General features: G+C 63.5%; 22 protein-coding genes and 1 riboswitch. Of the genes, 6 read left to right on the top strand and 16 right to left on the bottom strand.

Annotation, left to right across the window (positions count from 1 at the left end; all coding sequences use genetic code 11):
• Positions 1-39: 39 nt before the first annotated feature.
• Positions 40-1,623, top strand: a complete 1,584-nt coding sequence (locus tag AC1VVM_RS12125; protein ID WP_482955102.1) for an EAL domain-containing protein — start codon at positions 40-42, stop codon at positions 1,621-1,623.
• A 9-nt stretch (positions 1,624-1,632) separates the two neighbouring features.
• Here AC1VVM_RS12125 and AC1VVM_RS12120 read toward each other — a convergent pair whose 3' ends face one another.
• Genes AC1VVM_RS12120 through AC1VVM_RS12105 form a run of 4 tightly spaced genes read right to left on the bottom strand, consistent with a single transcriptional unit; the run spans position 1,633 to position 4,323 of the window.
• On the bottom strand, positions 1,633-2,067 hold the full coding sequence (locus AC1VVM_RS12120; protein WP_482904114.1) for a hypothetical protein: 435 nt from the start codon (positions 2,065-2,067) through the stop codon (positions 1,633-1,635).
• Positions 2,068-2,110: 43 nt separating this feature from the next.
• A complete protein-coding gene (locus AC1VVM_RS12115) occupies positions 2,111-2,887 on the bottom strand; it encodes an SDR family NAD(P)-dependent oxidoreductase (RefSeq protein WP_482955101.1) in 777 nt (258 codons plus the stop codon).
• Positions 2,884-3,378 carry a nuclear transport factor 2 family protein gene (locus AC1VVM_RS12110; RefSeq protein WP_482904112.1) on the bottom strand — a complete coding sequence of 165 codons (495 nt, stop codon included), beginning with the start codon at positions 3,376-3,378 and terminating at the stop codon, positions 2,884-2,886. The genes AC1VVM_RS12115 and AC1VVM_RS12110 overlap by 4 nt, the downstream gene beginning before the upstream one ends.
• 12 nt (positions 3,379-3,390) lie before the next feature.
• Positions 3,391-4,323, bottom strand: a complete 933-nt coding sequence (locus AC1VVM_RS12105) for a class I SAM-dependent methyltransferase (protein ID WP_482955100.1) — start codon at positions 4,321-4,323, stop codon at positions 3,391-3,393.
• A 378-nt stretch (positions 4,324-4,701) separates the two neighbouring features.
• A riboswitch (cobalamin riboswitch) is annotated at positions 4,702-4,943 on the top strand.
• Positions 4,944-5,117: 174 nt separating this feature from the next.
• Between AC1VVM_RS12105 and AC1VVM_RS12100 the strand changes: the two genes are divergently transcribed.
• On the top strand, positions 5,118-6,197 hold the full coding sequence (locus AC1VVM_RS12100) for a HoxN/HupN/NixA family nickel/cobalt transporter (protein ID WP_482904110.1): 1,080 nt from the start codon (positions 5,118-5,120) through the stop codon (positions 6,195-6,197).
• Between the two features lie 49 nt (positions 6,198-6,246).
• Here the strand turns inward: AC1VVM_RS12100 and acs are convergent, their stop codons facing one another.
• Complete coding sequence (acs, locus tag AC1VVM_RS12095) at positions 6,247-8,196, bottom strand: acetate--CoA ligase (RefSeq protein ID WP_482904109.1); 1,950 nt, start codon at positions 8,194-8,196, stop codon at positions 6,247-6,249.
• A gap of 373 nt (positions 8,197-8,569) precedes the next feature.
• On the opposite strand from acs, the gene AC1VVM_RS12090 reads away from it, so the two are divergent.
• Both AC1VVM_RS12090 and AC1VVM_RS12085 read left to right on the top strand, forming a co-directional pair.
• On the top strand, positions 8,570-9,085 hold the full coding sequence (locus AC1VVM_RS12090; RefSeq protein WP_482904108.1) for a GNAT family N-acetyltransferase: 516 nt from the start codon (positions 8,570-8,572) through the stop codon (positions 9,083-9,085).
• 94 nt (positions 9,086-9,179) lie between these two features.
• On the top strand, positions 9,180-9,488 hold the full coding sequence (locus AC1VVM_RS12085) for a PilZ domain-containing protein (RefSeq protein WP_482904107.1): 309 nt from the start codon (positions 9,180-9,182) through the stop codon (positions 9,486-9,488).
• 84 nt (positions 9,489-9,572) lie between these two features.
• On the opposite strand, the gene lpdA is transcribed toward AC1VVM_RS12085, so the two are convergent.
• From lpdA to AC1VVM_RS12070, 3 genes are read right to left on the bottom strand one after another with little or no spacing between them, the layout of a single operon-like run.
• Entirely contained in the window at positions 9,573-10,988 is a 1,416-nt protein-coding gene (gene lpdA, locus AC1VVM_RS12080; RefSeq protein WP_482904106.1) for a dihydrolipoyl dehydrogenase, read from the bottom strand.
• 4 nt (positions 10,989-10,992) lie between these two features.
• The gene (locus tag AC1VVM_RS12075) at positions 10,993-11,385 is read right to left on the bottom strand and encodes an acyl-CoA thioesterase (protein WP_132385360.1); all 393 of its coding nucleotides are present in this window, start codon (positions 11,383-11,385) and stop codon (positions 10,993-10,995) included.
• A gap of 1 nt (position 11,386) precedes the next feature.
• Positions 11,387-12,709: a pyruvate dehydrogenase complex dihydrolipoamide acetyltransferase gene (locus AC1VVM_RS12070; RefSeq protein ID WP_482904105.1), complete on the bottom strand. Its 1,323-nt coding sequence runs from the start codon at positions 12,707-12,709 to the stop codon at positions 11,387-11,389.
• Between the two features lie 173 nt (positions 12,710-12,882).
• On the opposite strand from AC1VVM_RS12070, the gene AC1VVM_RS12065 reads away from it, so the two are divergent.
• Positions 12,883-13,338 carry a universal stress protein gene (locus AC1VVM_RS12065; RefSeq protein WP_482904104.1) on the top strand — a complete coding sequence of 152 codons (456 nt, stop codon included), beginning with the start codon at positions 12,883-12,885 and terminating at the stop codon, positions 13,336-13,338.
• Positions 13,339-13,465: 127 nt separating this feature from the next.
• On the opposite strand, the gene rnr is transcribed toward AC1VVM_RS12065, so the two are convergent.
• A complete protein-coding gene (rnr, locus tag AC1VVM_RS12060) occupies positions 13,466-15,739 on the bottom strand; it encodes a ribonuclease R (protein WP_482904103.1) in 2,274 nt (757 codons plus the stop codon).
• A gap of 300 nt (positions 15,740-16,039) precedes the next feature.
• Here rnr and AC1VVM_RS12055 point away from each other — a divergent pair, with 300 nt between their 5' ends.
• Positions 16,040-18,016, top strand: coding sequence for a M3 family metallopeptidase (locus AC1VVM_RS12055; RefSeq protein ID WP_482955099.1), 1,977 nt, complete (start codon positions 16,040-16,042; stop codon positions 18,014-18,016).
• An 18-nt stretch (positions 18,017-18,034) separates the two neighbouring features.
• Here AC1VVM_RS12055 and AC1VVM_RS12050 read toward each other — a convergent pair whose 3' ends face one another.
• The 7 genes from AC1VVM_RS12050 to AC1VVM_RS12020 form a co-directional block, all read right to left on the bottom strand.
• Positions 18,035-18,886 (bottom strand): sulfite exporter TauE/SafE family protein, encoded by an 852-nt coding sequence (locus AC1VVM_RS12050; protein WP_482955098.1) that lies wholly within the window; start codon positions 18,884-18,886, stop codon positions 18,035-18,037.
• Between the two features lie 183 nt (positions 18,887-19,069).
• A complete protein-coding gene (locus tag AC1VVM_RS12045) occupies positions 19,070-20,449 on the bottom strand; it encodes a M20/M25/M40 family metallo-hydrolase (protein ID WP_482904101.1) in 1,380 nt (459 codons plus the stop codon).
• Positions 20,450-20,500: 51 nt separating this feature from the next.
• A complete protein-coding gene (locus AC1VVM_RS12040) occupies positions 20,501-21,085 on the bottom strand; it encodes a DUF805 domain-containing protein (RefSeq protein WP_132385353.1) in 585 nt (194 codons plus the stop codon).
• A gap of 21 nt (positions 21,086-21,106) precedes the next feature.
• Positions 21,107-22,645: a proline--tRNA ligase gene (proS, locus tag AC1VVM_RS12035; RefSeq protein WP_482955097.1), complete on the bottom strand. Its 1,539-nt coding sequence runs from the start codon at positions 22,643-22,645 to the stop codon at positions 21,107-21,109.
• A 96-nt stretch (positions 22,646-22,741) separates the two neighbouring features.
• The gene (gene phaR / locus AC1VVM_RS12030) at positions 22,742-23,299 is read right to left on the bottom strand and encodes a polyhydroxyalkanoate synthesis repressor PhaR (protein WP_132385351.1); all 558 of its coding nucleotides are present in this window, start codon (positions 23,297-23,299) and stop codon (positions 22,742-22,744) included.
• 96 nt (positions 23,300-23,395) lie between these two features.
• A complete protein-coding gene (gene alr / locus AC1VVM_RS12025) occupies positions 23,396-24,439 on the bottom strand; it encodes an alanine racemase (RefSeq protein ID WP_482956345.1) in 1,044 nt (347 codons plus the stop codon).
• On the bottom strand, positions 24,429-26,060 hold the full coding sequence (locus AC1VVM_RS12020) for an MFS transporter (protein ID WP_482904099.1): 1,632 nt from the start codon (positions 26,058-26,060) through the stop codon (positions 24,429-24,431). Before AC1VVM_RS12020 ends, alr begins: the two co-directional genes overlap by 11 nt.
• Positions 26,061-26,110 lie beyond the last annotated feature (50 nt).

Here is a 26,110-nt window from a genome sequence, read left to right as displayed (position 1 = left end):
CACATATAATGTGCTGAATTGCTGGACATCTCGCTGCTCATGTATCGCCGACGGGTCGTATTTTTCGCTGGTTTCCTCGCTGTGCTGGCGGCCGTGGTGCCGCTGGCCGGAATTGCGGCCTATGCGCGATATCGGGCCAGCGCGGCCGAGCAGGAGCATCGCCTCGAATACAGCAATTGGACGCTCATGCGGGCCGGTCGGCAACTGGCCTATACGAAAGCGGCCTTCCGCAAGCTTGAGGCGGAGAACTGGAGGGGGTGTTCGCCCGACCACATCGTGCGCATGCGTCAGGTCACCGTAGACACCCGTACGGTTGACGAAGTCGGATACTTCATCGACGGCAAGCTTGCCTGCACAAGCTGGGGCATGGTGAAGAAGGACATCGCGAAGGGCACGCCCGATGCCATGTTGCCCGATGGCTTCGGCCTCTTCCTCAACGTGAGGCCGAAAATCACGGGTGGCGCTCCCACTCTGGTGCTCGCCCACGGCGACTACAATGTCCTGATGCGGCCTGAGCGGCTTGTCGATGTCCTGACGGACACGGCCATGACGCTGGGGATCGCCACGCTGGACGGAAAGCTGGTAGCGATCAACGGCACCGCGGGTCTGCCTCTGGCGCACCGGATCGCGCGAACCGGCGGTTTCGGCCGATCGGGAGCGCTTGTCTATGCTTCAAGCCAGGACAGGAATTTCCGCGCCTTTGCGATCACCGACCACTCGCTCGTCGAAACGCGCGTAGATCGGGAACTGTGGCTGCTGGTCCCGATAGGTCTGGCGGTTTCCGCGCTTCTCGTGTGCCTTGTGGTATGGCTGTCACGCCAACGGCTTTCGCTGGAGCGTGAGATTGCGATCGCCATCAAGCGGCGCGAATTCCGGGTCTGCTACCAGCCGATCATCGAGCTTTCGACAGGTCTCTGCGTCGGTGCCGAAGCGCTGCTACGGTGGGAGCGGGCGGACGGATCGTGCGTGCTGCCGGACCTTTTTATACCGCTTGCGGAACGCAACGACCTGATCGAACCGCTCACCGACCTCATGATCGCTTGTGTCGTGGAGGATCTGGCGGAAATGCTGCGTCGCAAGCGCAACGTTCATATCGCCATCAACATTTCTTCGGCCGACATGCAGAGCGGGCGTTTCCTTCCGATCCTGACGACGGCCCTTGCCCGCACGAACGTCGCGCCCGAGCAGATCTGGCTGGAGGCAACCGAGCGCGGCTTCATGAATGCGGCTGCTGCGCGCGCGACACTGGAGACCGCTAGGGCGCAGGGGCATCCGGTTGCGATCGATGACTTCGGCACGGGCTATTCCAGCCTCTCGTTGCTGGAACTGCTCCCGCTTGATGCCCTGAAGGTGGACAAGTCTTTCATCCGGGCAATCGGAAAATCCGCTGCCACCAGCGCCGTCATCCCGCACATCATCGATATGGCTCACGGCCTGAACTTCAAGATCATCGCGGAAGGTGTGGAGACGCGGGAACAGGAGGCCTACCTCCGCAGCGCCGGTGTCGAATTCGCGCAAGGCTGGCTCTATTCGCAGGCGCTCCCGGCCGCCGATTTCCTGCGATATTATGAGCGTACGAACGCAGATGCCCCATCGCCGGAATTCCGGGGCATCGCGGGCTGATCGGAGAATTCAGCGCTTTCCAAGCGGCATCACATAGACATCCAGATGGCGAAGCTTCTGCGCGTCATCGAATTCGTAAATCGTCACCGTGTTCGACACGTCCGTTACCCCGTCACGCGAATTGCGCTCCTCCAGTTCCAGGATCACCCGGTTCGCCTGTTCGGTGACATGGCGCAAAGTTCCTTCCCAGGAGCTGCCCGCCGCATATTGCGAGATATAGAACTTGTACTTCGGCCAATCGATCACTTCGGCCTGAGGGCCCAGAAACACGCCCATGCGTTCATAGGCGTCGACATTGACGAGCGCCTCGATCCCGGCCCAGTCCGAGGCTTCCAGCGGCCCGGACTTCGCTTTCTCGACGATGCCCGCGAAGGCTTCGCTATAGGCGATGACCTTTTGCGTGAGACCGGTGAAATCCGTCGATTTCGGCATCTCATTCGCCATATACCCTCTCCCGATTTTATGGATTTCCCAGAATAATTACGCGTCAGGACATCACCAGGCCGCCATCGACGTTGATCGACTGCCCGGTCACCGTGCGCGCCTCGTCAGAGGCGAGGAACAGCGCCATCCGCGCCACATCGTGAGGCGTGGAGAAGGTCTTCAACGGCACGCCCGCGACCAGACCGGCCTCGACGTCCTCGAAGCTTTTCCCCTGCTCATCGGCGATCCGCTTCATGTAGTTGATCATGAGGTCGGTGCCGATGGCACCCGGCACCACGCAATTGCAGCGGATGCCGAATTCACCCACCTCCCGCGCAATCGTCTTGGTGAGAATGCGCAGTGCGCCTTTGGCCGCGGAATAGTGGCTCTTGCGGGCCATGCCGTCCCACCCCGCGCTGGACGAGAAGTTGACGATGGAGCCCGTCCGCCGTTCCAGCATCGAACGGTTCAGCACCTCGCGCGTGCACAGCATCGCGGCCATGCAATCGACCCTGTATGTGTCGAGGAAGTTGTCGACGGTCTGCTCCCAGATCCACTTGTCGACGCCGGGGACGGCCGCATTGTTCATCATCACGTCGACCTGGCCCCAGCGGGCCATCGCCGCCTCGACCATGGCTGCGACGTCCTCCTCCACGGTAACATCGGCGCGCACCGCCACAGCGTCGGCGCCGATTGCGGCGGCAACCTCCTCCACCAGCTCGAGCCGCCGGGCCGCCAGAACCAGCCGGGCGCCCTCCTGCGCCATCATCTTCGCCATGACCGGGCCCAGCCCGGTGCTCGCGCCAGTAATGATCGCGACTTTCCCTTCGAAGCGGCTCATATCGTGGCCACCTTGCGCATGGTCTCGTGGCTCTCCGCCGAACCGTCGAGCGCGCGGTTGAAGCGCTCGATGATACGCCAGCCCTGCCCGCCGCGCTCCAGAGTCCAGTGATTGACCGCCGCGCGCCAAAGGAACCAGCGGTCCTCTTCGCGAAGGATCACGACCGAATAGCCAACCGCCTCGGCCTTATCGCCATGCACGCTGATCTTCGGCGTCGCCGTGAGGTGCGCGCAGCCGGTCTTGACCAGTTCGAGATGGCCTTCCCACGCATACATGTCGGCGATTTCGTCAGGCGCCGAAAGGCGCAGAGTACCGCCATCGGGCAAAGTGAAGTTGTAGCCGCCGCCCTCGACCCACAAATCGCCCGCAGGCCGTGCCGTGCCGCTATCCACCAAAGGACCGTAAGTGTTCAGCAGATTGAGGATCTCCAGATGATCCTCCGCCTTGCGGCAGCGCTCTTCCAGCGCCGCCAAGCGCGCTTCGACATCCATCCCTGACAGTCCTTATGGTTTGCGTCCGGTCTTTTGGTGCCCGGTTCGATGACAGCTTACGCAACAGGATGGATCTGAAAAGCCTTTACGCGCGATCGCCCATGGCCGGGTGTGGGAGGGGCACGCGGCCACCTGCTCTCCGCCGGAACCGCCCCGCGAAGATTCTTCGGCGGCATTCATTTCGGACGAGGCGGCGAGCCGGCGGTATTTGATGCGCCGGTAAAACCTTCGGCATTTCGCCACGAAATCGGGTGCGACCTCCTGCCCCTGCTCCAGGAGATAAGAACGAAGCCGTTGCAGGCGATTGGTCGAGGCGGTCTGAAAAACGAGCTGTCGATAGGCCTCAAGCGTATCGTCGCGGTCGATGATACTGTTCGCGTCGGCGATGACTTCACCGAAGTAGGTGTCCACCAGCTGTTGCCCGGCGCTGAGCTTTCCCGACTCGGTGAGCTTGTTGATCAGCAACCATGACAGACGCATCTTGCTGTCTATGCGGTAAGTCGCGCCCTGACGCTTCACCCGCACCTGATCGGCGATATCGTCGATTATCATGGAGCAACCGGGCGCAAGCCGCTGCTCAAGCGTTTCCAGATCGCGATCGATCCGCCCATCGGCGTCGAGCATCAGGACGGAAACGGTCTGGTCGTCCGGGAGAACCGAAAGCCCGCTTCGCAGATCGGATGGCGTAACCGTGACCAGATCCTGGACACCGTAGCGCGCCAGATTGGCCTCTATTCGCGCGATGCGTTTCCCTGGCGAGTTCAACGATCGCCTCGGGCCGCCTGTCATCGGATCGAACGTGAACACATGGCCAGATTTGCCCGAATTTCGCAAACCCAGCGCGAGTGCGACCGTGGCCGCCCCCATGGCCGTGCCGACTTCGACGATCTGACCGCCGCGTTGGGCGGTTTCGTAGATGCGCGCATAGACGGCCGGCGCCAGCATCCCGTCACAAGTTGCGATAAGTTCAGAAAAAAGCTCGTTTCTTGCACCCTCGAGCGTCGGAAGCCTCCCGAAATGCCTCTCCTATTCAAGTGTCGCTACTGTGAGTCAGAAATATATGATCCACCATCTCGAGGAGAATATTATTTCACATGAAATTCAGCCGGATTCACCATCGACTCTTAATGATTTCACTCGCAGTAATTGCCTATTGTAGAGTGCGGATCATTTTTACGCTCATAAAATCACCTTCCGATCGGGAAAAATCGCGACCCATTTGGTCCGGGCGCCGAAATGCGAAGGCGGTTCCGGCTCGTGAAGCGCTCTTGCCCTGATGCACCGCCGAGACTACCAAAGCGGCCGTCGAGACGCTTTCAGGGTCTCGGCACTGATCGCGCCGGTGTCCCGAAAGGGGCTTAAAAGGGAACGCGGTGAGGACCTTGCGTCTGAAACCGAGGCTGTCCCTGCAACTGTAAGCGGCGAGCGCGATGCACATCGCGGCAGGGCAAGGCGCCCTTGCCGCAGCCACTGGGCCGGACGCTAAGTCATGCGGGGCCTGGGAAGGCCGTGCATCGAGGCCTTGACCCGCAAGCCAGGAGACCTGCCGGCGTCTGGTCGCTCTTGCCCTGGCCCAGGGGATGGCCGTGGCACGGTAACTCCGTCTGAGCGACGCACGTGCGGCGAGGGCCGCACCGGCATGCGTGCCGGGCGCTGGACGGCGTCCGTCCGGCGCACAGGCCGGCCGTTCGCGCGGAGGCCCTCCCCGAAAGTCGCTGACGCCGACGGGGTATTCACGAATGCAAGTCAGTTCTGTTTCGCATCGAACAACGGCGGCCGAGGGGCCTTCCGGCAAACCGCGCCTGCGCCGTCGGGTCGCGGTGCTTTTTGCCGCGCTCGTGGGCGCGAACGTCGCCACCTGGCTCTGGGCGTTCGGCGCGTTCCACGGCAATCCCGTGATGCTCGGCACCGCCGTGCTCGCCTGGAGCCTTGGCATGCGCCACGCCGTGGACGCCGACCACATCGCCGCGATCGATAATGTCACCCGCAAGCTGATGCAGGACGGGCAGCGCCCGCTCACGGTCGGGCTGTGGTTCGCGATCGGGCACTCGGCCATCGTGCTGATCGCGGCGACCACGATCGCGGCGGCGGCCAGCACGCTGGACGATTTCGAGGCATTCGGTCAGTCCGGCGGGGTTATCGCCACGGTCGTTTCGGCCAGCTTCCTTTTCGCCATCGCCATCATGAATCTCGCGATCCTACGCGGCGTGTGGTCTCGCTTCCAGCAGGTTCGTGGCGGCGGCACTTATGCGGAGGAGGATCTGGACATCCTGCTCGCCGGGCGCGGCCTGATGGCGCGCATCCTGCGCCCGCTGTTCCGTCTGGTACGCAAGAGCTGGCACATGGCCCCGCTCGGCTTCCTGTTCGGCCTGGGCTTCGATACCGCGACCGAAGTGGCGATCCTCGGCCTTTCGGGCGCTCACGCGGCGGACGGCATTTCGCTCGGAACGGTGCTGGTGTTCCCGGTGCTCTTCGCCGTGGGCATGGCGCTGATCGACACTGCCGACGGGGTCATCATGCTCGGCGCCTACGAATGGGCTTTCGTGAAGCCGATCCGCAAGCTCTACTACAACATCACGATCACCTCGATCTCAGCCCTTGTGGCGCTGGTGATCGGGTCGATCCAGACGGCGGCGCTGCTGGTCGACAAGTTCGGGCTGAAAGGCGGCTTCTGGTCCGGCGTCAGCGCACTGTCCGAGCATTTCAACACGCTCGGCTTCCTTATTATCGGCCTGTTCGTGCTGTGCTGGGTGCTGAGCTACGCCGTTTACCGCTGGCGTGACTTCGACGCCATCGAGGTGGCCACCGACGCAGGCTGAACCCACGCGGAGGATGCACCGGGCTTTCCCGGGCATCCTCCGCGTCCGGTCATGCAGTTGCCGGCTGCGGCCGGTTGGCGATCAGGTTCTCGACCACCGAGGGATCGGCAAGCGTCGAGATATCGCCGAGGTTCGAGAAGTCGTTCTCGCCGATCTTGCGCAGGATGCGGCGCATGATCTTGCCCGAGCGGGTCTTGGGCAGGCCCGGCGCGAACTGGATGACGTCCGGCGTAGCGATCGGGCCGATCTCATGGCGAACCCACTTGATCAGTTCCTTGCGCAGCGCCTCGTCCGGCTCGACTTCGGCATTGCAGGTGACGAAGGCATAGATGCCCTGCCCCTTGATCTCGTGCGGCATGCCGACGACTGCCGCCTCGGCAACCGCCGGATGGGCCACCAGCGCCGATTCGATCTCGGCCGTGCCCATGCGGTGGCCGGAGACGTTGATCACGTCGTCGATGCGGCCGGTGATCCAGTAATAGCCATCCTCGTCGCGGCGGCAGCCGTCGCCGGTGAAGTAGCATCCCGCGAATGTCGAGAAGTAGGTCATGAAGAAGCGCGCGTGATCGCCCCAGACGGTGCGCATCTGCCCCGGCCAGCTGTCGGTGATGACCAGACAGCCATCGGCTGCGCCTTCGAGCACGGTGCCGTCGTTATCGACCAGCATCGGCTTTACGCCGAACATCGGCTTGCTGGCCGAACCCGGCTTGAGCGCGGTGGCGCCCGGCAGCGGCGTGATCATCGCGCCGCCCGTTTCGGTCTGCCACCAGGTGTCGACGATCGGGCAGCGCCCCTCGCCCACGACCTTGTGATACCATTCCCACGCCTCGGGATTGATCGGTTCGCCCACCGAGCCGAGCAGGCGCAGGCTCTTGCGCGAGGTTTTCTTCACATAGTCGTCACCCTCGCGCATCAGTGCGCGCAGTGCCGTCGGCGCGCCGTAGAAGATCTCGACCCCGAACTTGTCGACCACTTGCCAAAAGCGGCTCGCATCGGGGAAGTTGGGCACGCCCTCGAACATCACCGTGGTCGCGCCGTTGGCCAGCGGGCCGTAGACGACGTAGGAGTGGCCCGTGACCCAGCCGATATCGGCCGCGCACCAGTAGATCTGGCCCGGCCGGTAATCGAAGACGTACTCATGCGTCATCGAGGCCCAGACCGAATAGCCGCCGGTGGTGTGGAGCACGCCCTTGGGCTTGCCGGTCGAACCCGAGGTGTAGAGGATGAACAGCGGATCTTCGGCGTTCATCTCTTCCGGAGCGCAATCGGTGGACTGCGCGGCGACCGAGCTGGCCCAATCGATATCGCGCCCCTTGACCATCGGCACGCCCGCGCCGGTATGGCTGAGGACGACGACGGTCTCGACGTCCGGGCAGGCCTTCAGCGCTTCATCGACATTCGCCTTGAGCGCGATGGTCTTGCCGCCGCGCAAGCCTTCGTCGCTAGTAAGCACGATACGGCTGTCGCAATCCTGGATGCGGCCAGCCAGCGCGTCGGGCGAAAAGCCGGCGAAGACAATCGAGTGGATCGCACCGATGCGCGCGCAGGCGAGCATGGCAACGGCGGCTTCGGGCACCATCGGCAGGTAAATGGTCACGCGGTCCCCGCGCTTGACCCCACGCGCCTTGAGGAGGTTGGCGAAGCGGCAGACCGATTCATGCAGCTCGCGGTACGTGATCCGGCGTTCCGGGTTCTTTGGGTCGTCCGGTTCCCAGAGAATGGCGATGGCGTCGCCGCGCTCGGCTAGGTGACGATCAAGGCAATTGGCGGAGAGGTTGAGCGTACCGTCGGAGAACCAGGAAATGCCGAAATCGGCTTCGTGGAAACTGGTCTTCTTCACCTCGGTGAACGGCTTGATCCAGTCGATCCGCTTCGCCTCGTCGCGCCAGAATCCCTCGGGATCGCTGACCGAGCGCTGGTACATTTCATCGTAACGCGCTGCGTCGATCAGGGCGTTCCGGGCCCATTCTTCAGGCACGGGATAGATGGCCTCAGCCATGACGTATTCTCCTCTCCGGCCGAGTGCATCCGGCGAAACCCTATTTCGCGCCGGCCCTGGACTCGCTTCGAGAATCCGGTCGGCGTCTCACTCGTTCGGCGTGACGTTAGCCAAAGATCGCGCGCCTTGCACCATGTTCGCAAAGGCTTCTTCAAAGGACGCGGGGAAATCCCGTTCCGGTTCCGGGACGGTTCTCCATCCCGGCGCGCGACAGGGCCGGTGGCTTGTGTTATCCCGTTGATATTGCCGCAGCGAAGGCGGCGGCGATTGGTCCCGTTACAGGCAAGTCCCTGATTGCGATTGCTGATCCCGATCAAGGACAAGTCCCGCGCGGTGGCCCAAGGAACCGGCACTTCTCGATGGAGTCTCGTCCATGTCTTTCAGTGACGTCATTACCCTGCCCACCCGTTCCGGCATCGAGCTGGAGGTCCGCCCCGCCAAGGAAAGCGACGAGGCCGACGTTACCGCCTTCTTCGAACGCGTGGCCGACGAGGATCGCCGTTTCCGTTTCTTTGCGGCCGCCGACAAGGTGAGCGCACAGCAGATCGCCCCGCTCGTCAATGCCGACCAGTTTCGCACCGAATCGTGGATCGGCTTCGACAAGGCGAGCGGCCAACTGGTCGCCTCGGGCGTGCTGGCCTGTGACGAGGCGCTCGATACCGCCGAAGTCGCGATCTCGGTTGCCAGCGCCTACAAGGGAAAGGGCATCGGTTGGGCCATGCTCGATTTTCTTGGCAAACAGGCCGATGCGCGTGGATGCCGCCGAGTGATCGCGATCGAGAGCCGTGAAAACAGCGCCGCCATCGAAGTGGAGCGTGACAAGGGCTTCACGCCCGAAACTTTCGAAGGCGATCCGACGCTGGTGGTGCTTTCCAAGACGTTTCGCTGAAAGGTTTCCACCGTTTCGGTGCGAACCGTCGGTGCCGCTAACCCCTTGGTAAGTCTACTTCTTGCAAGGCAATTCTCACATCAGGGAGGATGCCTTGCAAGACGTTACGAGTCCCGATCTACTCGTCCGCGATACCCGAGTGGGCGTATCGATCCTGTGCGAGGTGCGGCAAGGCATGCGCCCTTGGAAGGCCGCGCGACTGGATGATCTGTCTCCGGGCGGTTTCCGCATCGCCTGGCTTCCCGACACCCGCGACGACATGCCTCTGCGCATCCGCATTCCGGGGCTTCAGATGCTTGGTGCGCGGGTTTGCTGGGTGCGCGGGGCCACGGTCGGCTGCGAGTTCGTCGAGCCGCTCCATCCCGCCGTTTTCGAACATATCGTCCGCGCCGCCGCCAACTGACCGGTCCCCGGCAGTAGCGACAGCAAACGAAAAGGGCGGGCCTTGCGGGCCCGCCCTTCGCGTATTCCGTATCGGCGCTTAGCCTTACATGTGCAGCGCGCGGCCATAGGCGGCGAGCGTTGCCTCGTGCATCGTCTCCGAGATGGTCGGATGCGGGAACACGGTGTTCATCAGCTCGGCCTCGGTGGTTTCGAGCGTCTTGCCGACCACGTAGCCCTGGATCATTTCGGTCACTTCCGCGCCGATCATGTGGGCACCGAGCAGTTCGCCGGTCTTGGCGTCGAACACGGTCTTCACGAAGCCTTCCGGCTCGCCCAGTGCGATGGCCTTGCCGTTACCGATGAACGGGAAGGTGCCGGCCTTCACTTCGTAGCCCGCTTCCTTCGCCTTCGCTTCGGTCATGCCGACCGAGGCGATCTGCGGGTGGCAGTAGGTGCAGCCCGGGATGTTGCGACGGTCGAGCGGGTGCGGATGCACGTCCTTGTTGCCCAGTTCCTGCGCAATCGCCTCGGCGGCAGTGACGCCTTCGTGGCTTGCCTTGTGGGCCAGCCAGGGACCGTCAACGCAGTCACCGATCGCCCAGATGCCCTTGACGTTGGTGCGGCCGTAGTCGTCCGTCTTGATGTGGAAGCGCTTGTCCGGCTCGATGCCGAGGTCTTCCAGACCGATGTTCTCGACGTTCGGCACGATGCCGATGGCGACGATCATGTGGCTGAATTCCACCGCCTCGGCCTTGCCGGCCTTGTCGGTGATCGTCACCTTCACGCTGTCCTTGCCGACGACCATGTCGCTGGTCTTGGCGCTGGTCATGATCTTCATGCCCTGCTTGGTCAGCTGCTTTTCGAGGAACGCCGAAACGTCGGCATCCTCGACCGGGACGATGCGGTCCATCATCTCGACGACCGTGACGTCAACGCCCATGTCATTGTAGAAGCTGGCGAATTCGATGCCGATGGCGCCCGATCCGATGACCAGAAGCTTGGTAGGCATTTCCTTCGGCGTCATCGCGTGGCGGTAGGTCCACACGCGGTTGCCGTCAGCCTTGGCGTGCGGCAGGTCGCGGGCGCGGGCGCCGGTGGCGATCACGATGTGCTTGGCTTCAAGGGTCTCGGTGCCCTTCTCGCCGGTCACCTGGAGCTTGCCCGGACCGACAAGCTTGCCGGTGCCCATGTGCACGGTGATCTTGTTCTTCTTCATCAGGTGCGTGACGCCCTGATTGAGCTGCTTGGCAACGCCGCGCGAACGCTGGACCACGGCATCGAGATCGGCCGTGATGTTCTCGGCCGAAAGACCGTAGTTCTTGGCGTGCTTCATCTGGTGGAACACCTCGGCCGAGCGCAGCAGCGCCTTGGTCGGGATGCAGCCCCAGTTGAGGCAGATGCCGCCGAGCAGTTCGCGCTCGACGATGGCGGTCTTCAGGCCCAGCTGTGCGGCACGGATTGCCGCGACATAGCCACCGGGACCCGAGCCGAGAACGATGACGTCATAGGTATCAGCCACTGAGTTACTTCTCCTGATCGATGACGCGCGGTTTGCCGAATTCGTTCACCGCGACGAAGGTGAACACGGCCTGCGTCACCTTCACTTCTTCTTCTTCATGCCGATGGCGGCGCCAGGCTTCGATGGCGATCGTCAGCGAGGTACGACCGACGCGCTTGATCTCTCCATAGACAGACACTTCGTCACCTACCTTTACAGGCAGATGAAACTGGGTGCCGTCCATGGCGACGGTGACCGCGCGACCGCGCGAACGGCGGGCGGCGATAAGGCCGGCACCCATGTCCATCTGGCTCATCAGCCAGCCGCCGAAGATATCGCCATAGGCATTGGCGTCGGCCGGCATCGCCGTGACCCGGATCACCGGGTCACGCGGGCAACCGCTGGTCTTGTCTTCCATCTCAGGCAACCATGCCCAGCGGCGTTTCGACGTATTCGCGGAAGGCGGCCATCAGGCGCGCACCATCGGCACCGTCCACCGCGCGGTGGTCGAAGCTGCCGGTTGCGCTCATGACGGTGGCGATGCCCAGCGAATCGTCGGGCATGACCCACGGGCGCTTCTCGCCGGCGCCGACCGCAATGATCGTCGCCTGCGGCGGGTTGATGACGGCCGTGAACTGCTTGATGCCCATCATGCCCATGTTCGAGATCGAGGCGGTACCGCCCTGATACTCGCCCGGCTGCAGCTTGCCTTCCTTGGCGCGCTTGCCAAGGTCCTTGGTCGCCTTGGCGATTTCGGAGAACGACTTGCCATTGGCATTCTGGACGATCGGGGTGATCAGGCCGCCCGGGATCGAAACGGCAACCGAAACGTCGGCACGGGCATACTTGATCAGCTCGTTGCCGGCGAAGGTCACATTACATTCCGGCACGTCGATCAGCGCGCGGCCGAGGGCCTTGATCAGCATGTCGTTGACCGAAACCTTCACGCCCTGCTTTTCGAGCATGGAGTTGATCTCGGCACGCAGGGCCATCAGCTTGTCGAGGCGCACGTCCACGGTGAGGTAGATGTGCGGCGCTTCCTGCATCGACTGCGTGAGGCGGCGCGCAATGGTCTTGCGCATGCCCGACAGCTTTTCGACGGCGTGCGGGATGCGGTCATCGAGCAGGGCGCGGGTTTCGGGCGCCATTTCGACGGTTGCGGGCTTGGCTTCACCGGCAGCGACGGGCGCGGCGGCAGGCGCCGGGGCGGCGGCCGGAGCAGCTGCCTTGGGCGCGGCGGTACCGGGCTGAGCGGCTTCGACGTCGGCCTTGACGATGCGGCCCTTGGGGCCGGTGCCGGTCACGGCGGCAAGGTCGACGCCCTTGGCGACGGCAATGCGCTTGGCGAGGGGAGAGGCAACGACGCGGCCGTCAGTGGCCACGGCGGCAGGCGCGGAAGCTGCGGGAGCCGGAGCAGCAGGTGCAGCGGCCGGAGCCGGGGCAGCCGCCTTGGGCGCCTCGGTCTTGGCAGGAGCGGCGGCGACAGCGCTGGCGTCTTCGCCTTCACCGGCGATCACGGCGATCACGGTGCCGACCTTCACGCCTTCGGTGCCTTCCGGCACCAGAATCTTGCCGACGACGCCTTCGTCGACGGCTTCGAATTCCATCGTGGCTTTGTCGGTTTCGATTTCGGCCATGATGTCGCCGGAGTTGACGGTGTCGCCTTCCTTAACCAGCCATTTTGCCAGTTTTCCCTCTTCCATCGTGGGGGACAGGGCGGGCATCTTGATCTCGATGGGCATGGAAGCGTGTGTGTCCCTTGTTATCCTGTGGAGGGGGGAGGGTTGGCCTTTCCTTGGACAAGTTGCGCGCAGCATACAAGCGCCTTCGCAATCCTTTCGCCATTCGTGATCTCTTGCACAGAGACCTGAATGGCCTGATAAGCAGTCCGCAAGGGGATCAGGGCCAAAAAGTCATGCGTATCTATCTGGTTATCGTTGACGAAACCGAAGAGGCGCTGGTCGCTCTCCAGTTCGCCGCGCGCCGCGCCGCGAAGACCGACGGCATGTTGCATCTCCTGGCGCTGGTGCCGCCGCAGCCTTTCAATGCCTTTGGCGGCGTCCAGGCGACGATCGAGGAAGAAGCCCGCGCCCGCGCCGAAACGCTGGTGACGGCAGCGGCCGGCAACCTGCTGTCGCAAGGCGCGAAAATGCCGGTGATTTCGGTGCGCATGGGCGAGGATATCAAGATCGTGCGCGAATATCTCAAGGAGCATCCGGAGGTATCGGCGCTTGTTCTGGGTGCGGCGAAGGAAGGTGGTCCCGGCCCTCTGGTGGCGCACTTTACGGGTGCGGGACTTGGCCAGATGCCCTGCCCGGTCTTCGTGATTCCCGGGACGCTCGATGCCGATGCGATCGAACGTCTGAGCTGAGCCACTTTCTTTTTTCGTCATTGCGAGCGTAGCGAAGCAATCCATCGGCGGCTCGGGTCGCTCTGGATTGCTTCGCTACGCTCGCAATGACGGGAATGGGGCAGGTAATCCCCCTGCCCCACTCGCGCTACTTCTTCTTACGGCCCTGATGGCGGATATTGCCCGGCCTGCCGCGCTGACCGACCATATGGCCGCCCTTCTTTTTCAGCGGTTTCATCGGAGTCGGCCGACCGCGCGGTTCGATCCGGCCGCCGCCTTCCTCCAGCTCGAACTTGAGCGCGCCGGTCAGCGGATTCGCCTCGGCAAGGCGCAGGCGCAGGATCTGGCCGACGGCATAGCTCGTGCCGCTGCTCTCGCCTTCGAGGACTTGCGCCTTCTCGTCATAGGCAAAGCGCTCGTCGCCCAGAGTCGAAACCGGCACGAGGCCGTCGCCGCCAAGGCTGATGATCGTCGCGAAGAAGCCGAACTTCTGGACGCCAGTAATGCGCGTATCGAAGACTTCGCCGACACGGCTTGAAAGCCAGGCGGCAACGTAGCGGTCGATGGTCTCGCGCTCGGCCTCCATCGCGCGGCGCTCGGCCTGGCTGATGGCGTCGCTGACGCGGCCAAGATCGTCGCGGTCACGCTCGGACAGGCCCGAGGTCGCCGGGATATCGCCCTTGGGCGCGGGCTGTTCCAGTCCATAGGCATCGACCAGCGCGCGATGGACCAGAAGGTCGGCATAGCGGCGGATCGGCGACGTGAAGTGCGCATAGGACGCGAGCGCGAGGCCGAAGTGGCCTTCGTTGCGCGGGCCGTAATAGGCCTGCGTCTGGCTGCGCAGCACCGCTTCCATGATGAGCGCCTTCTCGCTCTCGTCCGCGATGTCCTTGAGCATGCGGTTGAACAGGCCCGGCGTGATGACCTGCCCGAGCGAGAGCTTGCGGCCGAATGTCGCCAGATAGTCCTTGAGCGTGGTCAGCTTCTCGCGGCTCGGCGTTTCGTGGATTCGGTAGACGACGGGAGCCACTTTGGCTTCCAGCGCCTTGGCGGCCGCGACGTTGGCGGCGATCATGAAATCCTCGACCACGCGGTGCGCATCGAGCCGCTCGCGAATGGCGATCTCGGCAATGCGGCCATGCTCGTCGAGCTTCACGCGGCGCTCGGGCAGTTCGAGTTCCAGCGGATCGCGCGCCTCGCGAGCCTTGGCAAGCAGCTTCCAGCAAGCCCAGAGGTGCTGGAGATGCTCTTCCGCTCGGTTCTCGTCGATGCGGGTCTGGGCGTCTTCGTAGGCGATCACTTCATGGATGCGCACGAGCGCGCGGGTGAAGCGCCAGTCTACGACCTTGCCCTCGCCATCCACCTTGAGGTGACAAGCCATGGCCGCGCGGTCCTCGCCCGAACGCAGCGAGCAGACATCGGCGCTGAGCACTTCAGGCAGCATCGGCACCACGCGGTCAGGGAAATAGACCGAGTTGCCGCGACGGCGCGCTTCGCGGTCCAGCTCGCCGCCGGGCCGGACATAGAAGGAGACGTCGGCAATGGCCACAAGCGCGTCGAAACCGCCCTGCTCGTTCGGCGTGGCCCAGATCGCATCGTCGTGGTCGCGCGCGTCCGAGGGATCAATGGCGACGATAGGAAGGTGACGCAGGTCCTCACGCTTCTCATGGCTGAGGGGCATCTTCGCGGCCGCCTCGGCTTCAGCGATGGTCTCTTCGGTGAAGTGGTTGGGGATCCCGTGCTTGTGGATCGCGATCAGGCTGAAGGCCTTGGGTGCCAGCGGCTCGCCGAGTACTTCGGTAACCTTGACCGAGGGTCGCGCGGAGCGGCCAATGGGTTCGGCCAGCACGAGTTCGCCCTTCTCGGCGCCACCGAGGTCGGAAATCGGCGAGGAATTGCGGATGCGCTTGTCCACCGGCGCCAGCCAGGGCTTGCCCGCGCCGTCGATCTCGACAACGCCGAGAAGCTGTTCCGAGCGCAGCGTCAGCTTCTTCATCGGATAGCCGCGCCATCCGGTGGGCGTCTCTTCCGTGCGAGCCAGCACGCGGTCGCCCTTCTTGAGTGCCGAGCGGCCTTTCTCGATCAGGCGGATGCGCGGCGGCGGCGAGGCATCGTCCGGCGTCCAGGTATCGGGAACGGCGATCGGCTCGCCTTCCTCGATCATGATGATGCGCAGCACCGTGACCTTGGGCAGCCCGCCCATGCGGTGGAACGCCGTCCGCTTGCCGTCGATCAGGCCTTCCTCGGCCATGTCCCTGAGCAGCGCCTTGAGCTGGATCTTCTCCTGCCCCTTGAGGCCGAAGGCCCGCGCGATCTCTCGCTTGCCGGCCGGTTCGGTCGAGTTCTGGATGAAATCGAGCACCTGCTGGCGGGTGGGCAGGCCGGGCTCGTGCCGGGGCGTAGTGTTCTTGGGGCGAGGCATATCTCCGCACTTGGAGACAAACGCGGGTAAATACAATCCGCGATAAGACGCGCCCTGCGCCCACGCCGCCGTTTTGCCGACTTCAGTGCATTCACCACGCAACATCGCCGATTGAAGCCGACGCTAATGACAAAAGCCGGAGTGGCCCGTGCCTGTCCGCTCCTGCGGCTTGTCGCATCTTAATTACTACAGTATTGTTCGAAGAAATTGGGGATATTGGGGGATATCGACATGCTTCGGACACCATCATCTTGTCGATTTTCGGCGTTTTTGTCCGGTACGGCGCTGGCCTGTACTCTGTTGGCCACACCGGAAGTAGCAAAAGCAGCTCCTGCACCTGTCGATACTTTCATTGGCAGCATTCTTGCCGATGCGCCCGATGCTGCCGCGCTCAATGCACGTTGCGACAAGCTCGCGGGCGAGATCGACCGCCGCATTGCCGAACTGGAGGCCGAACGCGGCGCTGCCACTGTCGACGGCACCTTGCAGCGTTTCGATGACATCTACGACCTGATCGCGGCCACACAGGGTGAATTCGGCCTGTTTCGAGAAGTGATGGCCGATGCCCCGCGCCGAGACGCCGGTGCCGCGTGCGAGGTCCGCATGCAGAATGCATCGGCCAAGCTCAGCCTGTCTCGACCCGTGTATGACCGCTTGAAGGCCGTGGACGCGGGCACCGATCCGGCCACGCGCTATTACCTGACGCGCTCGCTGGAGGCTTTCGACCGCGCCGGTGTCGCGCAGTCGCCCGATGGCCGCAAGGCGATCCAGGCGTTGCAGGATCGCATCGCCGCCAACGGCACCGCTTTCGAGAAAGGCATTGCCGATGCCCGCAAGACGCTTGAAGCCGATCCGGCCGAACTGGCTGGTCTGCCCGACGATTTCATAGCCGCCCACCCGGCGGGCGCCAATGGCAAGGTCACGCTGTCCACCGACAGCACCGACATTGTGCCGGTCCTGACGTATGCCCGCAGCGACGATCTGCGCGAGCGCGTTCTACGGGCTTCCCGCACGCGCGGCTATCCGCAGAATGACATCCTGCTGACGAAGCTGCTGAACGATCGGGCGCAACTGGCATCCGACCTCGGACGCAAGGACTACAGCGCGCTCGCCCTCGAAGACCGCATGCTGAACACGCCGGCGAAAGTGGACGAACTGCTCGGCGGCGTGGAAACCATCGCCCGTCCCATTGCCGAACGAGACTATGCCAAACTGCTTGCGGAGCGGCGGCGTGACGATCCCGGGGCAAGCGAACTCACACTGTGGCAACTGCCATTTTACACGCAGCGCGTGCAGCAGCGGGACTATTCCTACGATGCGCAGGAGGCCCGTAAGTACTTCTCCTATGCGAAAGTGCGGGACGGCATCCTGAAGCTGACGTCGGACCTGTTCGGCGTCGAGATTCGCCCATGGCGGACCGCAACGTGGGATCCGCGCGTCGAAACCTATGAAATGGTCGAAAACGGAGAGGTCATCGGTGCCTTCTATTTCGATTCGCACCCGCGTCCGGGCAAGTACGAACACGCCAACATGATCGGCCTGCGTATGGGGATTGCAGGCCGCAGCATTCCCGTGGGCGCGCTCGTCACCAATGTCTCGGCGGGCGAAGATGCCGATGCGCTGATGGAGCATGGCGACGTCGTCACCTTCCTTCACGAATTCGGCCATATGCTGCACCACATCTTCGGCGGCCAGGCCGCGCGCTGGGCGGGCCAATCGGGCGTGGCCAACGAATGGGACTTCGTCGAGGCACCGTCCCAGATGCTGGAGCAATGGGCCTACGACTACGACACGCTCGCCACGTTCGCATCCGATGCGCAGGGGAAACCCATTCCGCGCGATCTTGTCGCCAGCATGAATCGCGCGCGGTATTTCGGCCGCGGAATGGATGAACTGCGCGGTGTCGCTTATTCAGAGATTTCGTTGCGGCTGCATCAGGCCCCCGCGCCCGCCGATCTCGGTGCGGCGACGCGGGCGATCTATGCGCGTAATGTCGTCTGGTCGGTGCCCGACTGGTGGCAGTTCCAGGACAGTTTCAGCCACCTGAACGGCTATAGCGCGACGTATTACACCTATACCTGGTCGCTGGTGATCGCCGACGATCTCTTCACGCAGTTCCAAACGCACGGCCTGCGGGATCGGGCAACTGCGGAACGCTATCGTCAGCTGGTTCTGGCGCCGGGCGGTTCCCAGCCCTCGGCCGAACTGGTGAAAGCGTTCCTGGGCCGGCCGATCAGCCTGGATGCCTACAAAGCGCAACTGGCCAAGGACCAGTAACCCCGCCCCGGCTCAGGCTCAATGCGCCGGAGCCAGTTCCCGGGCCACGGCCTGAACCGGCGCATGCACCGCATCCTGCATCCGCGACTTCACCATGAGCTGCCACGAAGAGACGGCCAGCACGCAGGCCAGCAGCGGCTGAAGCACTCTGTCAGGCGCGTGCGAGGAGAGATAGCTGCCCAAAACCACGCCGGGGATAGAGCCGATCAGCAGGTTCCCCAGAAGCACCAGATTGACGTCGCCGATGATCCAGTGGCCGGTCCCCGCGATGAGAGCCAGCGGCACGGCATGGGCGATATCCGATCCGATAAGGCGCGAAACCTGCAGGCGCGGGTAGAGCAGCAGCAGCACGGTCACGCCGATGGCACCGGCACCGACCGATGAAATCGAGACCGCAACGCCAATCACCGCGCCCAGCAAGATCGTGCCGAACGTGACTTTGCCCGGAGGGGTGAGCTCGTTGCTATGGCGTGCGAAACGCATCAGCCATTTGCGCGACGCGACCGCCAGCGCGGTTGCGAAGAGCAATATCGCCAGCGAGAACAGGATCACGCTCTCCGACGATTTTCCGATCTTGCCGACATAGGCGAGCACGCCCACGGTCACGATAGCTGCGGGGATGCTGCCGGAGGCCAGACGGCGAACGATCGTCCAGTCAACCGTCTCGCGCTTGCCGTGGACCACCGAACCGCAGATCTTGGTGACTGCAGCGAAGAGCAGGTCCGTGCCGACAGCGGTTTGCGGGTTCACGCCGAACATCAGGACCAGCAGCGGTGTCATCAGCGAGCCGCCGCCAACGCCGGTCAGGCCCACGAGCACGCCGACGAGAAGCCCCGCGATCGCGTGCATCATGTCCAGAGGGTGGGTCATTGCCAGTTCACTCTCCAAAACGCATGCCGGGGGCCTGAACCGGTTGGGACCGGGCGGCAGGCGCGGGATAGTATGGCCGTGTCCGGCCCTGCTTTCCCCGCGCGCCCTTGAAGCGCTGGTTCTCTATCCATACGGCGCTGCTTGGCAAGCACCTCGATATACTCATTCTGGATCGCAGACAGCCTATTGCGGCGAACCAAGGGGCAAGAAGCCGCCGCCGGGCACGGCCGCAGCGACCGGGCTTTCGCTACCGTCTGCCGCGATCGAACTGACGCCAAGGATCCAGTCGTCACCGCGCAGACCGTCGAGCTTGACGCTTGTCGCGGCGGTTTTGGCCACGAGTGGCTGCGCCTCCCATTCGCCGGCATCGGTGCGGCGACGCCACACAGAGTACGCCACCGCGCCATCCACCGGTTTCCAGCTCACGTCGGTCCAGGTCTTCACGGCAGAATCGGCCTTGGCCTCAGGCGGCATCGGCACTTTTGCCAGCGCAGCAAGGGCTGCAATATTCAGGCGGGTGACACGGGCCAGATAGGGGAAATCCATCCGGTCGATGGTATCGCCGTACCGCACGCCGTTCTCGGTGCGCAGGTCCTGATGCTGTTCGTTATAGTCCTCGATGGCGACCGAGAAGCGCACTGCCGGATTGCCTTGTTCAAGGAACGGAAGCTGGTCGCCGCCGCGCCCCATGCGATCGGTGCGCCAGACCTGACGGACCTCAAGCTTGTCCTGCACGCCGCCCGAGAGCGCGGCGATGAAGCGCGAGATGTTGCGCGAAGGGCTGTCGTTCTCGCCGCCGAACCGGCGGGCGTCGGCACGGGTCTTGTCCGTGGAATCCGCGCGCGGCCCTTCGGAGAAGAGACGCACATGGGAATCGTCGACCACGCCGTCCGAACCGTGGGTGCCGCCGACGATATCGTTGTTGAGCACCGCCTTCACGGTCCAGCCCTGCTTCTTCGCATAATCGGCCAGCAGCTTGCCGCCGTAGAGGCCCTGCTCTTCGCCCGAAAGCGCGGCATAGACGATAGTGGTCGGGAACTTGCGCTTCGAGAGCACCCGCGCGGCCTCAAGCACCAGTGCGGTGCCCGATCCGTCGTCATTGGCGCCGGGGGCATCGCTCTTGATGTCCATCACGTCGGTCACGCGGCTGTCGATGTGGCCTTCGACGATCACGACTTCGTTCGGACGTTCCGTGCCGCGCTGGATGGCCACCACGTCGACCATCTTGACCGGAGTGGGGATGCGCGTGCCGCTGACCATGCTTTCGGGCATGACCACTTCGAGACAGCCACCGCAGGCCTTGGAGGTCTTGCGGAACTCATCGGCCGCCCAGCGCCGCGCGGCGCCGATACCGCGCTTAGGATCCGTGTCGGACGAGAGCGTGTGACGGGTGCCGAAAGAGACCAGCTTTTCGATATCCGCGTGCATCCGCGCTTCGGATACGTCGACGGCCTTGGGGGCGGTCTTGGCATCCACCACAGCTGGCGCATCGGCAGCGCTGGCGGCGATCGGGCTGAGAATGCTGGTAGAAAGTACGGCGGCGACCAGGATCTTATTCGTCATGGGCGCGCTTGTCGGGCCTCACGCCACGATTGGCAAGGCCCGAGGTGGCGATCAGTGCCGAACCGGCGCGTCTCCGTAGCGGTTCGGCCCTGGTGTCGAGGGCCAGACGCCGAAGACGATGACGATCAAAATCGCACCCCAGCTCATCAGGCTGGCGCCCAGAACCTTCGATTGCATGGAGAGGATGGCGGTGGGGTCTGAGCCCGAAACCCGGTTCATCGCGACGATGATTTCGCCCATTTTGGACCAGATGAGCGCCTGCGCGGCAAGCGAAAGGACCAGTGGAATCAAGGCAATCCAGCCCGGTCGATTCGAATCGTGCAGCCTGCGGATGAACGCAGTGAGCAGCAACAGCCCGGCAATCACCGCAACCACCGCATTGAGTGTCATGGCGGTGCGCATGTACCCGGCCATCTGCGCCATCAGCCGGGCCTGAAGCTCGGCCTCGGTCGCGCCTTGCTGCGCAGCGCTGAACGCGCCTTTCATCATCCCGCTCATCATCGGCATCGAGATGAGCAATCCCGCCGCGTATTGCAGAATGAACAGGAAGAGGACGTAGAACCAGAAGGTTTGCCGCGCTTCGCGGCCCTTGAAGTTCAGCAGGTTCGTCAGGTTGTACTTGATCGATCCCAGCACGTCCTCTTCCTTTCCGTTTCCTCAGTAGGCGCGGGCCACGTAGATGCGTTCGACCGCCGGGCGGCCGGTAAAGACGCAGGCGCCGGTCACCGCGTCACCGCCGAGCGGGGTGTTGCGCATGGTCAGCTTCAGCGCCTTGAGCTTCTGCACCACGGTTTCCAGTTCATCGCCGGTCGGGCGGGCCCATTCGACTTCGACCCAGCCCGGATAGCGCTTGTCTTCCGTGAAGAAGCCGACGAGTTCGTCGAAGCTGCCGACGCGGGTGATATTGGCGTCATGGCGCGCCTTCGCCTCGGCGTAGAGCGCGGTCTGGAATTCCTCGATCTCGGCAGCGGCGCGGGCGATGAAGTCGTCCTTGGCCATAGCGACGAAGTTGGCCTTGCCCGCTTCGTTCCAGAGCCTGTCGCGACGCAGCATCGAAACCTGACCCCCGGCCGCATCGCGTCCGCCGATTTCGAGAATGAGCGGCACGCCCTTCTTGACCCAGGCCCAGCGCTTCTGCGTGGCCTTGCCCGGACGCTTGTCGAGCAGGACGCGGACGGATTCGCCCAGAGCCGACTGCTTGACCAGCGACTTGCGCAAGTCCTCGCAATAGGCGAGCAGCGCCGCGTCCTCGTCATTGTCGCGTAGCATCGGCAGGATGATGATCTGGTGCGGCGCAACCATCGGCGGCACGCGCAGGCCGTCATCGTCGCCATGGACCATGATCATGCCGCCAACCATCCGGGTCGAGGTGCCCCAGCTGGTGGTGTGGGCGTACTGCTGCGTACCTTCCTTGTCCTGGTACTGGATGCCGGAAGCCTTCGCGAAGCCGGTGCCGAGGTAGTGCGAGGTGCCGGCCTGAAGGGCCTTGCCGTCCTGCATCATGGCCTCGATCGAATAGGTCGCTACCGCGCCGGGGAAGCGTTCGTTCTCGGGCTTTTCACCGGCGATCACCGGCATGGCCAGCTCGGTCTCGGCGAAGTCGCGGTACATTTCGAGCGCCCGCAGCGTCTCTTCCATCGCGTCTTCGCGGTTGGCGTGGGCCGTGTGGCCTTCCTGCCAGAGGAACTCGCTGGTGCGCAGGAACATGCGCGTGCGCATTTCCCAGCGCACGACGTTGGCCCACTGGTTCACCATCAGCGGCAGGTCGCGCCACGACTGGACCCAGCGCGCCATGGCAGCGCCGATCACCGTCTCCGAAGTCGGGCGGACGATCAGCGGCTCTTCCAGCTTGGCTTCGGGATCGGGCACGAGGCCGCCCTTGCCGTCACCAATCAGACGGTGATGGGTGACGACCGCCATTTCCTTGGCGAAGCCTTCGACGTGCTCGGCTTCCTTGGAGAAGAACGAGAGCGGGATGAACAGCGGGAAATAGCAGTTGGTGACGCCCGCTTCCTTGATGCGGTCATCCATCAGGCGCTGGATACGTTCCCAGATTCCATAGCCCCATGGCTTGATGACCATGCAGCCGCGAACGCCCGATTCCTCGGCCATTTCGGCCTCGGAAATGACTTCCTGATACCACTGGGCGAAGTCGTCCTCGCGCTTGACGGAGAGGGCGTGGCGAATAGCGGACACTGGGGCTACTTCCTGCTTGTCTGTGATGCGGGCGGACCATCCGCCGCATTCGGGCCCATCGGGTTTCTACACCGCGAAGGGCCCTTGCGCAGACCCTTATTTGCCCAGCGCGTCAAGCCTCTTCTGGATTTCGGCCATCTGTTCGCGCAGCACCGCAAGGTCACCCTTGTCCTCGGCCGGCGGAGCCTTGGGCTCTGCTTTTTCGGCACCGGGCATGAAGGCAGCGGCGGCGGCCTTGAACATGGCCATGTTCTGTTCGGCCAGCTTGGCAAGCGGATTGTTGCCAAGGCTGTCCTCGAACGCCTTGTGAAGCTTGGTCTGGTTGGCGCGGAAATTATCCATCGACGCTTCCAGATAGTGCGGCACCAGCGACTGCATGGAATTGCCGTACATGCTGATGAGTTCGCGCAGGAAGTTGACGGGAAGCATCTGCTCGCCGTTCGATTCCTCTTCCATGATGATCTGGGTGAGGATGGTATGCGTGATATCGGTGCCGGTCTTCGCATCCAGCACTTTGTAGTTCACGCCCTCGCGGGTCATCTTCGCGAGATGGTCGAGCGTGATGTAGCTCGACGAACGTGTATTGTAGAGCCGCCGATTTGCGTATTTTTTGATTATGACGGTGTCGTCTTCGTGCGCACCCGTTTCAGCCATAGCCAATCCCCAATGATTTAGGGGGCCGAGGATACCACTCAGGAATATCGCAACGCAACACAATTTGCTGCGCAGCAAAAGACGGTTATGTCGGACTTAACGACCGAAGCGGCGCCCCAAAGAAGTCAGCAGTTCATATTGCGAAAGGCCGGACACGGCCGCCGCTTCGGGAAGCGCGTAATCGGCCGTCACCCAGTCGCCTTCGCCCAGCTCGGACGCCGATGAAAGGTCGATCACGGTCATGTCCATGCTCACCCGGCCGAGCACGGGAAGACGCTCTCCGTTCGCGTGGAACGCGCCCTTGCCGGACCAGCACCGCAAGTAGCCATCGGCATAGCCCAGTGCGATCGTGCCCACGCGCATGGCGTGCGGCGCAGTGAACGTGGCGTTGTAGCCAATGGTCTCTCCCGCCGCGACATCGTGGACCTGAAGGATCGCGGCCTGCGGCCGCGCGACCTGCCGCAGCATTGCGGCCATCTCGCCGCGCGGCACGCCGCCGTAGAGCGCGATGCCGGGGCGTGTCAGATCGCCGTGGAAATCCGGTCCGAGCGCGATTCCGCCGCTATTGGCAAGGCTGGCACGGGCATGGCGCACCTCTCCGCGCGCAGCATTCCAGCGCGCGCATTGCAGCGCGTTGAGATCGGTTTCCTCTTCCGACGCGACGAGGTGCGAAAGCATCACATCGATATCGAGCGCACGCACCGCATCGTCGCCCAATTCCGTGAGCGAAACGCCGAGACGGTTGATCCCGGTGTCCACCATCAGGTGGCACCGTCCCCCGCCCGCAGCATTCCAGCGACGGGCCTGCGCGAGCGAATTGATGACCGGAACGATGCCGGAAGCACGCGCGAAAGCGACATCGGCATCGCTCAGCGGACCGTGCAACACGGCGATGCTTGCCGGTTCGGCAGAGTTCAGAAGTTCGGCCGCCTCGCCCCAGTGGGCTACAAAGAAGTCTGCGCAGCCCGCCTCGCGCAGCAAGGGCACGACCTGCTTCGCGCCAAGACCATAGGCGTTCGCCTTGACTGCCGCCCCTGCCCGCGCCGCTCCCGAAAGCCGATCCAGCGCGCGCCAGTTGGAGACGAGCGCGTCGCGATCGATGTCGAGACGGAGAGCGGGTTCAAGAATTTCAGGGAGCATCTTCACCATAGTCACGCGGGGGGCCTCCCCGCAGCCCCCATAGCGAGACCACGAGGGCGACTGCGACCACCCCCCAGGTGTACCAGAGGCCCTGGTAGGGGTTGCCGCTGCTGGCGACCATGTAGCTGGAAATCAGCGGAAGGAAACCGCCAAAATAGCCCGTGCCGATGTGATAGGGGATCGACATCGAGCTGTAGCGGATGCGCGGCGGGAACATTTCCGACAGCAATGCCGCAACGGGCCCATAGGTCGCGCCCGAAAGCGCCATCAGCACGACAAGCACGCTGCCGATCATCACAGCCTCGCCAATGCCGGGCCGAACCTTGGCGAAATCGTATCCGGACTGCCCCAGCCAGTGCTGCAGCATCTTCCCGCGCGCGGCCTTGTCCTCCCATGGATAGGCGGCCAGCGGGAGGACCCTTTCCCCGACCTGAATTTCCAGTTCTGGTGCCGCATCCAGCCGATACGATACACCCGCGCCGGCAAGATCGCCGAGCAGCTTACCGCAGGGCGTGGCCTGTTCGGTCCTGAAGGGATTGTAGCGGCAATCCGGCCCTGCCACGAAAAGCGGGGCCTGTTCCGCCGCATTGGCAAGGCCGGGATTGGCGTAATTGCCGATCAACCAGAACGACGGGAAGAGCAGCAGCAGCGTCAGCACATAGCCCAGTACGATCGGCTGCTTGCGGCCGACCTGATCGGACAGGCTACCGAAGATCACGAAGAAGATCATGCCCAGCGCGGCCGAGACGCCGACGATGATCTCCGCGCTGGTATCCTCCATCCGCATCGCGCCCTTGAGGAAGCTCAGCGCCGAGAACATCGCCGTGTACCAGATGACTGTCAGCCCCGCGGCAATGCCGAACAGCGCGATGAAGATGCGTTTGCGGTTGCCGGGGTAAGTGAAGCTTTCCTTGAAGGGATTGCCGGAGAGTTCCCCCTCCTCGCGCATTGCCTTGAAAACCGGGCTCTCGGAGAGCTTGAGGCGCATCCATAGTGAGACCGCCAGCAAGCCGAGCGACAGCACGAAAGGCACGCGCCAGCCCCACGCCTCCCATGTCGCCGGCCCCATCACCGCCTTGCAGCAGAGCACTACGAGCAGGCTCAGCACGAACCCGCCGACCACGCTCGCCTGAATGAAGCTAGTATAAAAGCCGCGTCGACGCGGCGGCGAATGTTCCGATACGTAGATCGCCGCACCGCCGTATTCGCCCCCGAGCGCAAGGCCCTGCAATACGCGAAGCAGCAGTACTATGGCGGGCGCGGCCATGCCGATTTGGGCGGTGGAGGGAATCAGGCCCACCCCGGCAGTGGCGATGCCCATCAGTGTGACGGTGATGAGGAATGTGTATTTCCGGCCGAGCCGGTCACCCAGAAACCCGAACAGGATCGCGCCGAGCGGGCGAAAACCGAAGCCGACTGCGAAGCCGGCCCAGACCAGCAGTGTTTCCAGCGTGACATTGCCCGATGGGAAGAATGTCTTGCCGATGATCGCGGCAAGCGTGCCGTAGATGAAGAAGTCGTACCACTCGAACACGGTACCCATCGACGAGGCGGCGATCACCAGCCTGATGTCGGACGTGCTGGGCGCCGCTGCTTGCCGCTGCCACACTGCCTCTGCCATTTTCACCCCCATGTGGCCGCATTGCCCCCCGGCAGGCCGTTTGGTCCGGT

This window comes from Novosphingobium sp. BL-S-33, assembly GCF_056857025.1.
This window is presented reverse-complemented; position numbering and strand designations above follow the sequence as displayed.